At 68.5% G+C, this 12,326-nt stretch carries 13 protein-coding genes; all 13 read right to left on the reverse strand.

Translation table 11 applies throughout. From position 1 onward, the window contains the following. Positions 1-14: 14 nt before the first annotated feature. The 13 genes from AC1Q7H_RS13900 to AC1Q7H_RS13960 all read right to left on the reverse strand — a co-directional run bounded on the left by AC1Q7H_RS13900 (position 15) and on the right by AC1Q7H_RS13960 (position 12,314). The gene (locus tag AC1Q7H_RS13900) at positions 15-383 is read right to left on the reverse strand and encodes a DUF962 domain-containing protein (RefSeq protein ID WP_153953593.1); all 369 of its coding nucleotides are present in this window, start codon (positions 381-383) and stop codon (positions 15-17) included. Between the two features lie 267 nt (positions 384-650). Beyond that, positions 651-1,595, reverse strand: coding sequence for a CysB family HTH-type transcriptional regulator (locus tag AC1Q7H_RS13905; protein ID WP_013957101.1), 945 nt, complete (start codon positions 1,593-1,595; stop codon positions 651-653). After that, positions 1,592-2,701 (reverse strand): sulfate/molybdate ABC transporter ATP-binding protein, encoded by a 1,110-nt coding sequence (locus AC1Q7H_RS13910; RefSeq protein WP_013957102.1) that lies wholly within the window; start codon positions 2,699-2,701, stop codon positions 1,592-1,594. The genes AC1Q7H_RS13905 and AC1Q7H_RS13910 overlap by 4 nt, the downstream gene beginning before the upstream one ends. Further along, on the reverse strand, positions 2,698-3,627 hold the full coding sequence (gene cysW, locus AC1Q7H_RS13915) for a sulfate ABC transporter permease subunit CysW (protein WP_013957103.1): 930 nt from the start codon (positions 3,625-3,627) through the stop codon (positions 2,698-2,700). Before cysW ends, AC1Q7H_RS13910 begins: the two co-directional genes overlap by 4 nt. Position 3,628: 1 nt before the next feature. Beyond that, positions 3,629-4,591, reverse strand: coding sequence for a sulfate ABC transporter permease subunit CysT (gene cysT / locus AC1Q7H_RS13920; protein ID WP_211979838.1), 963 nt, complete (start codon positions 4,589-4,591; stop codon positions 3,629-3,631). A gap of 158 nt (positions 4,592-4,749) precedes the next feature. Further along, complete coding sequence (locus AC1Q7H_RS13925) at positions 4,750-5,421, reverse strand: RBBP9/YdeN family alpha/beta hydrolase (RefSeq protein WP_211979839.1); 672 nt, start codon at positions 5,419-5,421, stop codon at positions 4,750-4,752. Beyond that, positions 5,418-6,269 (reverse strand): EAL domain-containing protein, encoded by an 852-nt coding sequence (locus AC1Q7H_RS13930; protein WP_013957106.1) that lies wholly within the window; start codon positions 6,267-6,269, stop codon positions 5,418-5,420. Before AC1Q7H_RS13930 ends, AC1Q7H_RS13925 begins: the two co-directional genes overlap by 4 nt. 187 nt (positions 6,270-6,456) lie before the next feature. Further along, positions 6,457-7,374 carry an ATP-binding cassette domain-containing protein gene (locus AC1Q7H_RS13935; RefSeq protein ID WP_211979840.1) on the reverse strand — a complete coding sequence of 306 codons (918 nt, stop codon included), beginning with the start codon at positions 7,372-7,374 and terminating at the stop codon, positions 6,457-6,459. Between the two features lie 35 nt (positions 7,375-7,409). Beyond that, on the reverse strand, positions 7,410-8,213 hold the full coding sequence (ssuC, locus tag AC1Q7H_RS13940) for an aliphatic sulfonate ABC transporter permease SsuC (protein ID WP_153953598.1): 804 nt from the start codon (positions 8,211-8,213) through the stop codon (positions 7,410-7,412). 13 nt (positions 8,214-8,226) lie between these two features. After that, entirely contained in the window at positions 8,227-9,390 is a 1,164-nt protein-coding gene (gene ssuD, locus AC1Q7H_RS13945) for an FMNH2-dependent alkanesulfonate monooxygenase (RefSeq protein WP_011615572.1), read from the reverse strand. Positions 9,391-9,425: 35 nt separating this feature from the next. Beyond that, positions 9,426-10,454, reverse strand: coding sequence for a sulfonate ABC transporter substrate-binding protein (locus AC1Q7H_RS13950; protein ID WP_211979841.1), 1,029 nt, complete (start codon positions 10,452-10,454; stop codon positions 9,426-9,428). Between the two features lie 158 nt (positions 10,455-10,612). After that, positions 10,613-11,236: an NADPH-dependent FMN reductase gene (gene ssuE, locus AC1Q7H_RS13955; RefSeq protein ID WP_211979842.1), complete on the reverse strand. Its 624-nt coding sequence runs from the start codon at positions 11,234-11,236 to the stop codon at positions 10,613-10,615. Between the two features lie 73 nt (positions 11,237-11,309). Continuing rightward, positions 11,310-12,314: a sulfate ABC transporter substrate-binding protein gene (locus AC1Q7H_RS13960; RefSeq protein WP_013957111.1), complete on the reverse strand. Its 1,005-nt coding sequence runs from the start codon at positions 12,312-12,314 to the stop codon at positions 11,310-11,312. Between the last annotated feature and the right edge of the window lie 12 nt (positions 12,315-12,326).

Below are 12,326 nucleotides of genomic sequence, written 5' to 3' on the forward strand. Positions count from 1 at the left end.
CAGCGCGGGCCACCTCAGCCACCCTGCCCGGCACGCCGGCCGGCCAGCGCGCGCCACCATTGCCCGGACAGCACATAGCGGGGGAATGTGATCCACTGCTCGGCCAGGATGCGGCCCGCGATGTCCGCCGGCCCGGCAAAGGGTTCCGGTGCATGGGCTTCCAGCCGGTGTCCGCGGCCCTGCAGCGCCATCGACATACCCATGCACACCAGCCCCAGCGCCACCGCTGGCAGGCTCAGGTGCAGCAGGCCGTAGAGGCCCAGCACGGTGCCGGCCATGAACATCGGCACGGCCACGATATGCAGCAGCAGGTTGCGGGGATGCTGGTGGTTGCGGGCATAGCCGCGCCACTGCCAGCGCAGCAGCGGTTCGTCTTCGCGCATGATCGTCTCTCTCTCCCTTGCCCGGCCTTTGCAGACCGGCGGCCGCGCGCAAGCTTTGTTGCGCTGCGGTACACGTGCGACGCTCGCCGGACGGCAAGCCGCGGGCACGTGCAAGGAATGTACCCCTCACCCGGGCACGAAGAAAGTCTCTTGCGACGAACGGCGGGCACGGGGCGCGAACGGCACCGTGCCGGAGCGGATGGCGCAGGCCGGCGGCGCTCGGGTGCCCCCTGCGCCGCCTGGCCGCCACCCGCGGTCAGGCCGGAATCAGGCCGCCAGGGCTTGGCGCTCTTGCTCTGAGAGCGCGCTGCTGACGGTGTCGGGCGACAGGTGCGGCGCGAACATGTTGATAAAGGCGTGCGCATAGCCGCGCAGGTAAGCGCCCCGCCGCACCGCCACGCTGGTGGTGTTGGGCGCGAACAGGTGGTCGGCCGAGATCCGCACCAGGCCGGAATCCTTGCGCTCGTCATAGGCCATCGAGGCAATGATGCCCACGCCCAGGTCCAGTTCGGCGTAGGTCTTGATCACGTCGGCGTCCAGCGCGGTCAGCACGATCTCCGGCTGCAGGCCGGCCTCGGCAAAGGCGCTGTCGATCTTGCGGCGGCCGGTGAAGCCGGCGTCGTAGGTGATGAGCTGGAAGCCGGCCACGTCTTCGAGCGTCGGCTCGGGCAGGCGCGTGAGCGGATGGCCGGGCGAGACCACCAGCACGTGCCGCCAGCTGTAGGCCTCGAACGAGGTCAGCCCGGCCTCGGTGGCCAGGGCCTCGGTGGCGATGCCGATATCGGCCTGCCCCGTCAGCAGCAGCTCAACGATATGCGTGGGAGACGCCTCCTGCAGTGCCAGCGTCACATGCGGGTATTCGCGGCGGAATGCCTGCACCACGCGCGGCAGTGCATAGCGCGCCTGGGTGTGGGTGGTGGCAACGGTCAGGCGGCCGGTATGGCGGCCGGCGTATTCGTCGCCGGCCTGGCGCAGGTTCTCGGCCTCAAGCAGCAGGCGTTCGACGATGCGCACGATCTCGCGCCCCGGCTCGGTCAGCCCGGTCAGGCGCTTGCCGTAGCGCTCGAAGATCTCCACGCCCAGTTCTTCTTCCAGCTCGCGGATCTGGCGCGACACGCCGGGCTGCGAGGTGTAGAGCGCATTGGCGACTTCGGTCAGGTTGAACTGGCGGCGCACCGCCTCGCGGATCGATCGGAGTTGCTGGAAGTTCATGTCGTCGCCTTTTCTTGTTGGGTGGACGTGGTACGCGGTTGCGTGAACACACGCAGCTGGCGCGGGCGCACCGCGAGCAGTTCGCCTTCGCGGAAGCCCGCGTGGCGGAAGCGCTCAAGCGGAAGCGCGACTTCGATCACGTCCTGATTGTCTTCGCGTTCGAGCTCAAGCTGCGCGACTGGGCCCAGCGTCAGCGCGCGGCGCAGCGTCACGGCGATGCCGTCGGCGCCGGGCGCGTAGCGCTCCAGGTCCAGGTCATGCGGGCGCACATAGGCCACCGCGTCGCCGGCGGTCTCATGGCCGCTGCCGACCACCGGCAGCACCGCTTCGCCGGTATGCAGCAGGCCGCCGCTCTCGCCCACCTCCAGCCGGCCGTGGAACAGGTTCACGTTGCCGAGGAAGCCGAACACGAAGGGCGTGGCCGGATGGTTGTAGACCGCCTCGGGCGAGCCGTACTGCTCCACGTGGCCGCGGTTCATCAGCACCACCTGGTCGGCCACTTCCAGCGCCTCTTCCTGGTCATGGGTGACGAACACGCTGGTCACGTGCAGTTCATCGTGCAGGCGGCGCAGCCAGCGGCGCAGCTCCTTGCGCACCTTGGCGTCAAGCGCGCCGAAGGGTTCATCCAGCAGCAGCACGCGCGGCTCCACCGCCAGCGCGCGGGCCAGCGCGATACGCTGGCGCTGGCCGCCGGAGAGCTGCGACGGGTAGCGGTCGGCCAGCCAGTCGAGCTGCACCAACTCCAGCAGCGAACGCACCTTGTCGCGGATCTGCGCTTCGCTCGGGCGCTCGGCGCGCGGCTTGACGCGCAGGCCGAAGGCCACGTTCTCGAACACGCTCATATGCTTGAACAGCGCATAGTGCTGGAACACGAAGCCCACCTGGCGCTGGCGCACATGCTGGTCCGAGGCATCGCGCCCGGCCAGCACGATCTGGCCCGCGTCGGCGCGCTCCAGGCCGGCGATGATGCGCAGCAGCGTGGTCTTGCCGCAGCCGGACGGCCCCAGCAGCGCGGTCAGCTCGCCCTCGTCGAAATCGAGCGAGACGTTGTCCAGCGCGACAAAGTCGCCAAAGCGCTTCTCTACGTTCTTGACCTGGATGCTCATGATGCTTGTCCTTGCAAACTTGCCAGCGGCCGCTCGGGTGCAGCCTCTTCGGTTTCCTTGCGGGCGCGGAATTCCACCAGCGTCTTGATGCCGAGGGTGACCAGTGCCAGCAGTGTCAGCAGCGAGGCCACCGCAAAGGCCGCCGCGAAGTTGTACTCGTTGTAGAGGATCTCCACATGCAGCGGCATGGTGTTGGTCAGCCCGCGGATATGGCCCGACACCACCGACACCGCGCCGAACTCGCCCATCGCCCGTGCATTGCACAGGATCACGCCGTACAGCAGGCCCCAGCGGATATTGGGCAGCGTGATATGGCGGAAGGTCTGCCAGCCCGAGGCGCCCAGCACGATCGCGGCCTCTTCTTCTTCACTGCCCTGCGCCTGCATCAACGGGATCAGCTCGCGCGCAACAAAGGGGAAGGTCACGAAGATGGTCGCCAGCACGATGCCCGGCACCGCGAACATGATCTTGATGTCGTGCGCTTCCAGCCACGGCCCCAGCCAGCCCTGCGCGCCGAACAGCAGCACGTAGACCAGGCCGGAGATCACCGGCGACACCGAGAACGGCAGGTCGATCAGCGTGATCAGCAGGTTCTTGCCGCGGAAGTCGAACTTGGCAATGGCCCACGCCGCCGCCACGCCGAACACCACGTTCAGCGGCACCGCGATCGCCGCCACCGTCAGCGTGAGCTGGATCGCGGCGAGTGCGTCGGGTTCGATCAACGCTTCCCAGTAGGTCTGCACGCCCTTGCGCAAGGCTTCATAGAACACCGAGGCCAGCGGCACGAACAGGAACAGCGTGAGGAACAGCACTGCCACCGTGATCAGCGTGTAGCGCACCCACGGCGCTTCGCCAGTGGCGTCAAACCTGTGATGGGCCTGGGCGTTGGCTTGCCCGCCCAAGCGTCCCGCAACTGCGCCGGCCATGTCAGAACTCCTTGCCCGTGGCGGGCGCTTCGGGTGCCAGCGCGGCGCGCACACCGGATTGATGGCGGCGCGTCCAGGCCTGCAGCAGGTTGATCAGCAGCAGCAGACCGAAGGAAATCACCAGCATCACCACCGCCACCGCGGTGGCGCCGGCATAGTCGTATTGCTCCAGCTTGGAATAGATCATCAGCGGCGCGATCTCGGACACCATCGGCATGTTGCCGGAGATAAAGACCACCGAGCCGTACTCGCCGGTGGCGCGCGCGAACGACAGGGCAAACCCGGTCAGCAGCGCCGGCAGGATGGCGGGCAGGATCACGCGCTGGAAGGTCTGCAGGCGGTTGGCGCCCAGGCTCGCGGCCGCTTCTTCCAGCTCCTGCTCAACGTCCTCCAGCACCGGCTGCACCGTGCGCACCACGAACGGCAGGCCGATAAAGGTCAGCGCCACCACCACGCCCAGCGGCGTGAACGCGACCTTGATGCCGAGCGGCTCAAGATAGCGGCCAATCCAGCCATTGCCGGCGAACAGCGCCGTCAGCGCAATACCGGCCACCGCCGTGGGCAGCGCGAACGGCAGGTCCACCAGCGCGTCGATCAGGCGCTTGCCCGGGAAGCGGTAGCGCACCAGCACCCAGGCCACCACCAGCCCGAACACCGTATTGACGATGGCCGCCACCAGCGACGCGCCAAAGCTCAGCTGCAGCGACGCCACCACGCGCGGCGCCGTGACCGAGGTCCAGAACGCGTCCCACGTCATCGTGAACGTCTTCAGGAACGTGGCCGACAGCGGGATCAGGACAATCAGCGTCAGGTAGAACAGCGTGAAGCCGAGCGACAGGCCGAAGCCGGGCAGCACGGTAAAGCGCTGCCTGGACGGGTTGCGCGGCGCGCGCGTGGCGCTGGAGTCAGGGGCACGGGGAGCGGCTGGCGGCGGATTGTCCGCCAGGGAAATGGATGGAGGCATGTCGTCTCGTCTGTGAGCGGTGCGCCGCCGGACCCTGATGGCTGGTCCCGGCGGGCCGTTCTTTATGACGCCAGCGCATATTGCGCCGGCCTACGAGACAGATTCTGCAGAGTCGCCCTTATAAACAGAACGAATCTTTATGAATTTTCTTAGACGGTTTAGATATAAGGGACGGTAGACACAACCTCGATGCCAGACTCCCAGGCGGCGGATGACTCACTTATGGAGCCGGCATCGCCTGCCTGCGCGATGCGCTGGACCAGGGTATCGAGCAGCGCGAGGCCTTCAGGCCACTCACCCAGTGCGGAATCGGCATTGATGTGGCCCAGGCTGCCCGCATCGACCAGCTCACTGCCCCACAGCGTGCCCCAGCTGAAAGCGGTGCGCTGCGGCATCCAGGGATCGTTGCAGCTGGCTACCATGATGGTCGGGAACGGCAGCCGGTAGGCCGGCAGCAGCGCCGCCACGCCAAATTTGTCCGGATCGGCCGGCGCCACCAGCAATGCGCCGGCAATGCCGACCGGATCCAGCGCCGCCTGGCGCAGCGACGCCAGGCAGCCAAAGCTGTGCGCCACCAGCACCGCGCCGCGCGCGGCCACGCGCTGGGCGCGCATCACGCCTTCGGAGACACGCTCGGCCCACAGCGGCAGGCTGGGGCGCGACCAGTCGTGCTGCTCCACCCGCTGCCAGTCCGGGAAGCGCTGCTCCCAGCGGCTCTGCCAGTGTCCCGGGCCGCTGCCATGCAGCCCCGGCACGGTCAGCACCTGCAGGTGCCGCGGGATGTCCAGGCGCGTGCCATGAGCGCCGGAAAGCCGGTTCGCTTGCGTCATACCACCTCCTTGTCCAATGCATGCGCGGCGCTCGCCAGGCCTGCGCGCAGCCCTGCCGCACTGACCGGCGCGCCGGCGAAGGCGCCCTGCCCCAGGCCGATGCCCGCGGCCTGCAGGCGCTCGATGCTTTCGGCGTTCTGCAGGCGCCGCCCGATCAGCGTTACGCCGGCACTGGCCGCGCTGGCACGCAGGCCCGACAGCTGGCGGTCGGTCCAGGTGCGGCGCATGTCCAGCTTGAGCCAGTCCGGCAACGCGTGCGCCATCAGTGCACCGGCTTCCGCCGGATCCGACGCCTGCAGGCTTACCGCGAAACCGTTGCGCCGATAGTTGCCAACGACATGCAACAGCAGTGACAGGTCGTCATTGGCGCTGGCCGGCACCTGGATCACAAAGCGCTCCAGCGGCAGGCCCAGCGATTGCAATGCGCGCCGGAAGGCAGCGCCGTGGTCGTCGGTGACCGCGGCCAGCAGCCGGTTATGCACGTTCAGCACCAGCTTGTGCTCGCCCTCGGCGGCAAAGTAGTTGATGGCATGCAGCAGGCGCGAAAGCCGGTCCAGCGACACCAGGGTGTTGTCGTCGGCCGCCATCGCAAACAGCTTCCATGCCGCCAGGCCCACGCCGTCCTCTGCGTACGTGTGGATCGAACCCTCATGTGCCACCACCTGCCGGTCTGCCAGCGTCACCAGCGGCTCGAACGCGCTGGTCAGCGAGCAGTTGAAGAACTGGCCCTGCACCTGCCCGCGCGCGTCGCGCCACAATTGCCGGTCAGCCAGCGGCTGGCGCGGCAGCGATTCCAGATAACGTTGGAGCGCAGGCACTGCGCCCGCGGGTTCATGCACGCCTGGCATGGCATTCCTTCGGTTGACCGGGCCCCTCGGCCTCGTGGTCGGATTAGTGATGACGGGCGCTCCATGCGCCCTCTGTGCTGTCGCACCGCATCGGCCTGCCTGCTCATGATAGGAGGTCAGCGGGCGCGAGCGAATGAAGATTACGGCCTGTCGATATGCGCGGCGCACATTGCCGCAGGTGGCACGCTCAAGTTGCCCAGCTCACGTTCAGCTGCGCGGTCGTGGCGCCAGGTTCGGCATGCGCACCGGCATGCGACGGTACCTGCCCCTGCGCCTGCGGCGCTTGCCGCATCACCCGCTGCAGCACCTTCGCCTCCAGTCGCGCAAAGCCAGCCGCGCCGCGTTCGCGCGGGCGCGCCAGCGCCACGCGCTCATCCATGGCGATGCGGCCCTCCTCGATCAGCACGATGCGGTCGGCCAGCGCCACCGCTTCGGACACGTCGTGCGTGACCAGCAGCGCCGTGAAGCCAAGGCGGCGCCACAGCGACTCAATCAGCCCCTGCATCTCGATGCGCGTGAGCGCATCCAGCGCGCCCAGCGGCTCGTCCAGCAGCAACAGCTGCGGGTGGTGGACCAGCGCACGCGCCAGGGCCACGCGCTGGCGCTGGCCACCGGACAGCCGTGCGGGCCAGGCCTGCGCGCGGTCGGCCAGGCCCACCTGCGCCAGCACATTGGCGGCTTCACTGCGGCGTGCGCGCGGCAGGCCCAGCGCGACGTTGTCCAGCACGCGCTTCCACGGCAGCAGCCTTGCGTCCTGGAACATCACGCGCACGTCGGCGTGCCGCGCGCGGCCTTTCGCCGCGGATTCACCGTCGACGGTGATGCTTCCGCCATCGGCCGCTTCCAGCCCCGCCACCAGCCGCAGCAGCGTGCTCTTGCCGCAGCCGCTGCGCCCGACGATCGCCAGGAACTCGCCCGGCGCCACGTCCAGCGCCACGTTGTGCAGCACTTCGCGGCCGTCATAGCGCTTGACCACCTGGCGCACGTGCAACGCCACACCACCCGCCGTGCGCGGCACCTCGGCCACCGGACGGGCCGCCTCGCGGCGCGCCAGGCCGGCTTCCAGTTCGGCCAAAGCCGCTTGTTCCACCGGATACATCTGCATCTCGATCTCCTTGCTTGATTGGGGCGACGGGCCGCTCAGGCCGCGGCGTAGCCCGGATGCCAGCGCAGCCAGTAGCGCTCAAGCCCGCGCGACAACCAGTCGGCCAGCTTGCCCAGCAGCGCATAGAGCAGGATGCCCACCAGCACCACGTCGGTTTGCAAGAACTCACGCGCGTTCATGGTCATGTAGCCGATGCCCGATTGCGCGGAGATGGTCTCCGCCACGATCAGCACCACCCACATCAACCCCAGCGCGAAACGCACGCCCACCAGGATGCCCGGCAGCGCGCCGGGCAGGATGACCTCGCGGTACAGCTGCCAGCCAGACAGGCCGTAGCTGCGTGCCATCTCCACCAGTCCCGTATCGACCGAGCGGATGCCGTGATACGTGTTCAGGTAGACCGGGAAGAACACGCCCAGCGACACCAGGAACAGCTTGGCAGTCTCGTCGATGCCGAACCACAGGATCACCAGCGGAATCAGCGCCAGCGCCGGGATATTGCGCACCATCTGCAGCGTGCTGTCGAGCAGCGTGGCCGCGGTGCGGAAGGTGCCGGTCAGCAGCCCCAGCAGCAGGCCCAGCCCGCCGCCGATGGCAAACCCCACCAGCGCGCGCCAGGTGCTGACCCCTACGTGCTTCCACAGCTCGCCCGAGCGCGCCAGTTCCCAGGCAGCCTGCACCACGGCCAGCGGGGCCGGCAGCACGCGGCTGGAGAGCCAGCCGTTCTGCGAGGCCAGCTGCCAGACCACGATCAGCAGCACCGGCACGATCCACGGAGCCAGCGCGCGCGCCAGTGCCTGAGGTGCCTGACGCGGCGGCTGCGATAGAGGAGCGTTCATGGTTGCCCTCCCCTCAACTCTGCGCGGCGCGCGGCACGATGCCTGTCGCCATGACTTCACCGAACGGACCCGACAGCACCTTGCCCGGCAGCTTGTCGCGCACCGAGCGCGGCAGCAGCGGGAACACCAGTTCGGCAAAGCGGTAGGCCTCTTCCAGGTGCGGGTAGCCGGACAGCACGAAGGTGTCGATGCCCAGCTCGGCGTATTCGCGCATGCGCTCGGCCACGGTGTGCGGATCGCCCACCAGCGCGGTGCCGGCACCGCCGCGCACCAGGCCAACGCCAGCCCACAGGTTGGGGCTGATCTCCAGCGCCTCGCGCGTGCGGCGCGCGCCGCCCGCGTGCAGCGCGGCCATGCGGCGCTGCCCTTCGGAATCCATCTTGGCGAACACGGCTTGCGCACGCGCCACGGTCTCGTCATCGAGCCGGCTGATCAGATCATCGGCCGCAGCCCAGGCGGCGGCTTCGGTCTCGCGCACGATCACATGCAGGCGGATGCCGAACTTCACCGTGCGGCCATGGCGCGCGGCCTGGCGGCGTACGTCGTCGAGCTTCTGCGCCACGTCAGCGGGTGGCTCGCCCCAGGTCAGGTAGGTATCGACCTGCTCGCCGGCCAGCGCATGCGCCGGCGCCGACGAACCGCCGAAGTACACCGGCGGATGCGGCTGCTGCAGCGGCGGATAGAGGACGGTGGCACCTTTCACGCTCAGGTGCTTGCCCTCGTAGTCCACCTTGTCCCCGTCATGGCTGGCCGCCAGCACCTGGCGCCAGATGCGCAGGAACTCGGCCGAGGCCTCGTAGCGCGCGGTGTGGTCCAGGAACAGGCCGTCGCCTTCCAGCTCGGCGGTATCGCCGCCGGTGACCAGGTTGATCAGCAGCCGGCCGTTGGAGATGCGGTCGAAGGTTGCCGCCATCCGTGCGGCCAGCGTCGGCGCCATCAGGCCGGGGCGCACCGCGACCAGGAATTTCAGGCGCTGCGTGACGGCCGCCAGCGCCGATGCCGCCACCCATGGGTCTTCGCACGAGCGCCCGGTCGGGATCAGCACGCCTTCGTAGCCCAGCGTATCGGCGGCCACGGCAACCTGCTTCAGGTAATCGAAGCTAACCTCGCGCGCGCCTTCCGAAGTGCCGAGGTAGCGGCTGTCGCCGTGGGTGGGGATGAACCAGAATACCTGCATGTCGTTGTCCTTTTTGTTCCTGGCGATGGAGGTGGCTATCGCTTCGCCTGCTGCTGCGGCACGTCCCAGCGCGCATCGGCCACCTTGACCGGCTTGGGGATCAGCTTGAGCGAGTGGAAGGCGTCGGCGATGCGTTGCTGCTCGGCCATTACCTCGGCGCTGACCGGGCGTGCGCCGTAGGAGAAGCGCGAGACGGCAAGCTCAAGCACGTCGGCCGGCAGCCCGGTTTCGCCGGTCAGCACCGTGGTGGCCTCCTTGGGGTTCTTTTGCGCCCAGGTGCCCAGCGTGGCCAGTTCGTCCAGGATCAGGCTGACGATCTCCGGCTTTGCTTGTGCATAGGGGCGCGAGGCCAGGTAGAACTGGTGGTTGCTGACCACGTTCTTGCCATCCGCGCCGCGGCCATCGGCGAGCACGCGCGCGCCCAGTTGCTTCTCGGCTGCGGCGAGGAACGGGTCCCAGATCACCCAGGCATCGACCGCCCCGCGCTCGAAGGCGGCACGCGCATCCGCCGGCGGCAGGTAGACCGGCTGGATCTCGCTGTACGGGATGCCGGCCTTCTCCAGCTGGCGCACCAGCAGGTAATGCACGTTCGAGCCCTTGTTCAGCGCCACGCGCTTGCCGCGCAGTTCCGCCACCGAACGGAGCGCCGAGCCCTTGGGCACGACGATGGCCTCGGCCACCGGCGCCGGCGGCTCATTGCCGACGTAGACCAGCTGCGCCCCCGCGGCCTGCGCAAAGATCGGCGGCGCCTCGCCGACGGTGCCGAAATCGACGGCACCGACGTTCAGCCCCTCAAGCAGTTGCGGCCCGGCGGGGAACTCGGTCCATTTGACGGTGATGCCTTGCGGCGCCAGGCGTTTTTCCAGCGAGCCGCGCGCCTTCAGCAGCGTCAGCGTGCCGTATTTCTGGTAACCGATGCGCAGCACCTTGGGGTCGATGTTCTTCGACTGCGCTTCGGCGCGGCCGGGCAATAGTCCGTAGGCCAGGCCGGTGGCAAGCACCAGCGCGGCGGTAATCAGGCGGCGGCGCTGGCTGGCCGCGCGCAACGGGTTGGTCAGTGTCATGCGATGTCCTCCATGGCCCGGGGCAATGCCCTGCTGGCCGGATTGATGTCCAGGATGGTGGCGGCAGCACGCATCCCTGCCGGCCCCGCGTGGCGGGTGGCATGGCGTCGCTGCCGTCGCGCCGGGCAGGCCGGCGCCACTTCAGTCAATCAGTCAGTTCAGGCGGAACATCGCTCGGCCACCGCGATCGCGGCGGCGCGTTGGACCAGGGCGCCGGGCACCACATCGAGCGGCACCTCGATGCGCGAATGCGCCAGCGCATCGCGCACGCGCAGCACGCCCTCGTCCAGGCGTGCCGACAGCGCGGCATCGAAGCGCGCCTGGCGCACGCCGGCGGCTTCAAAGGATTCGATCTGCTGGTCCACGGCAAAGATGCCGGGCAGGATCTGGCGCGAGCCCAGCGCGGACAGCACCGGGCGCAGCGCGTAGTCGATCGCCAGCGCATGGGCCAGGCTGCCGCCGGTGGCGATCGGCAGCACGATCTTGTCGCGCAGGCCGGTCTGCGGCAGCAGGTCCAGGAAGGCCTTGAGCAGGCCGCTGTAGGCGGCCTTGTAGACCGGCGTGGCCAGTACCACCACCTGCGCCTCGGACACGGCATGCGTGGCGGCGGCGATGACGGGGTCGTCCACGCGTGCCGCCAGCAGCGGGCCTGCGGGCAGGTCGCGCAGGTCGAGGTGGCGGGTGCGTTCGCCGGCAGCCTCAAGCGTGGCACGCAGGTGCGCCAGCACTAAGCCGGAGCGGGACTGGACCGACGGGCTGCCGGAGAGCGTCAGGATGGACATCGGGCTTCCTTATTCTGATGGACCGGTCGGCGCCGCGGCCGCCCCACGCGGCCCGGCGCGCCGGCCTCGTGGTTTATTTCTTGCCGGGCTGGTAGATCTGGTCGAACGTGCCGCCATCGGCAAAGTGGGTCTTCTGGGCTTTCTGCCATCCGCCGAAGGCTTCATCGATGGTGAACAGCTTCACCTTCGGGAAGTTGGCCGCGTACTTGGCCGCCACCTTCTCCGAGATCGGGCGGTAGTAGTTCTTCGCCGCGATCTCCTGGCCTTCTTCGGTGTACAGGAACTGCAGGTAGGCCTCGGCCGCCTTGCGCGTGCCCTTCTTGTCGACCACCTTGTCGACCACGGCCACCGGCGGCTCGGCCAGGATCGACACCGACGGCGCGACGATATCGAACTTGTCCGGGCCCAGTTCCTTGATGGCCAGGATGGCTTCGTTCTCCCACGCGATCAGCACATCGCCCAGGCCGCGCTCGACAAAGGTGGTGGTGGCGCCGCGCGCGCCGGAATCCAGCACCGGCACATGCTTGAGCAACTCGCCGACAAACTCGCGCGCCTTGACGTCATTGCCGCCCGGCTGGCGCTGCGCATAGCCCCACGCCGCCAGGTAGTTCCAACGCGCGCCGCCGCTGGTCTTGGGGTTGGGCGTGATCACCTGCACGCCCGGCTTGACCAGGTCGCCCCAGTCCTTGATGCCCTTGGGGTTGCCCTTGCGCACCAGGAACACGATGGTCGAGGTGTACGGCGAGGCGTTGTGCGGCAGGCGCTTCTGCCAGTCCGGCTTGATCAGGCCCTTGTCCGCGATGGCGTCGATGTCATAGCCCAGCGCCAGCGTGACCACGTCGGCGTCCAGCCCGTCGATCACCGAGCGCGCCTGCTTGCCCGAGCCGCCGTGCGACTGGCGCACGGTCACGGCGTCGCCGCCTTGCGCCTTCCAGGCCTTGGCAAAGGCGGCATTGACGTCGACATACAGCTCGCGCGTCGGATCGTAGGAAACGTTCAGCAGGTTGGCGGCCGCTGCGGTCTGCGCCGCGCTCAGGGCGCCAAGTACGGCCAGGCTGATGGCCAGTTTGCGGATCATCTTGTATTGCTC

Source organism: Cupriavidus sp. GW823-FHT06D04, from assembly GCF_058795055.1.

What these genes read in the sequence shown, in the direction of transcription:
- AC1Q7H_RS13910 (WP_013957102.1), bottom strand. Translation starts at nt 2,701, where the DNA reads ATGAGCATCCAGGTCAAGAACGTAGAGAAGCGCTTTGGCGACTTTGTC.
- AC1Q7H_RS13935 (WP_211979840.1), bottom strand. Translation starts at nt 7,374, where the DNA reads ATGCAGATGTATCCGGTGGAACAAGCGGCTTTGGCCGAACTGGAAGCC.
- AC1Q7H_RS13930 (WP_013957106.1), bottom strand. Translation starts at nt 6,269, where the DNA reads ATGCCAGGCGTGCATGAACCCGCGGGCGCAGTGCCTGCGCTCCAACGT.
- cysW (WP_013957103.1), bottom strand. Translation starts at nt 3,627, where the DNA reads ATGGCCGGCGCAGTTGCGGGACGCTTGGGCGGGCAAGCCAACGCCCAG.
- AC1Q7H_RS13900 (WP_153953593.1), bottom strand. Translation starts at nt 383, where the DNA reads ATGCGCGAAGACGAACCGCTGCTGCGCTGGCAGTGGCGCGGCTATGCC.
- AC1Q7H_RS13925 (WP_211979839.1), bottom strand. Translation starts at nt 5,421, where the DNA reads ATGACGCAAGCGAACCGGCTTTCCGGCGCTCATGGCACGCGCCTGGAC.
- ssuD (WP_011615572.1), bottom strand. Translation starts at nt 9,390, where the DNA reads ATGCAGGTATTCTGGTTCATCCCCACCCACGGCGACAGCCGCTACCTC.
- ssuE (WP_211979842.1), bottom strand. Translation starts at nt 11,236, where the DNA reads ATGTCCATCCTGACGCTCTCCGGCAGCCCGTCGGTCCAGTCCCGCTCC.
- cysT (WP_211979838.1), bottom strand. Translation starts at nt 4,591, where the DNA reads ATGCCTCCATCCATTTCCCTGGCGGACAATCCGCCGCCAGCCGCTCCC.
- AC1Q7H_RS13905 (WP_013957101.1), bottom strand. Translation starts at nt 1,595, where the DNA reads ATGAACTTCCAGCAACTCCGATCGATCCGCGAGGCGGTGCGCCGCCAG.
- AC1Q7H_RS13960 (WP_013957111.1), bottom strand. Translation starts at nt 12,314, where the DNA reads ATGATCCGCAAACTGGCCATCAGCCTGGCCGTACTTGGCGCCCTGAGC.
- AC1Q7H_RS13950 (WP_211979841.1), bottom strand. Translation starts at nt 10,454, where the DNA reads ATGACACTGACCAACCCGTTGCGCGCGGCCAGCCAGCGCCGCCGCCTG.
- ssuC (WP_153953598.1), bottom strand. Translation starts at nt 8,213, where the DNA reads ATGAACGCTCCTCTATCGCAGCCGCCGCGTCAGGCACCTCAGGCACTG.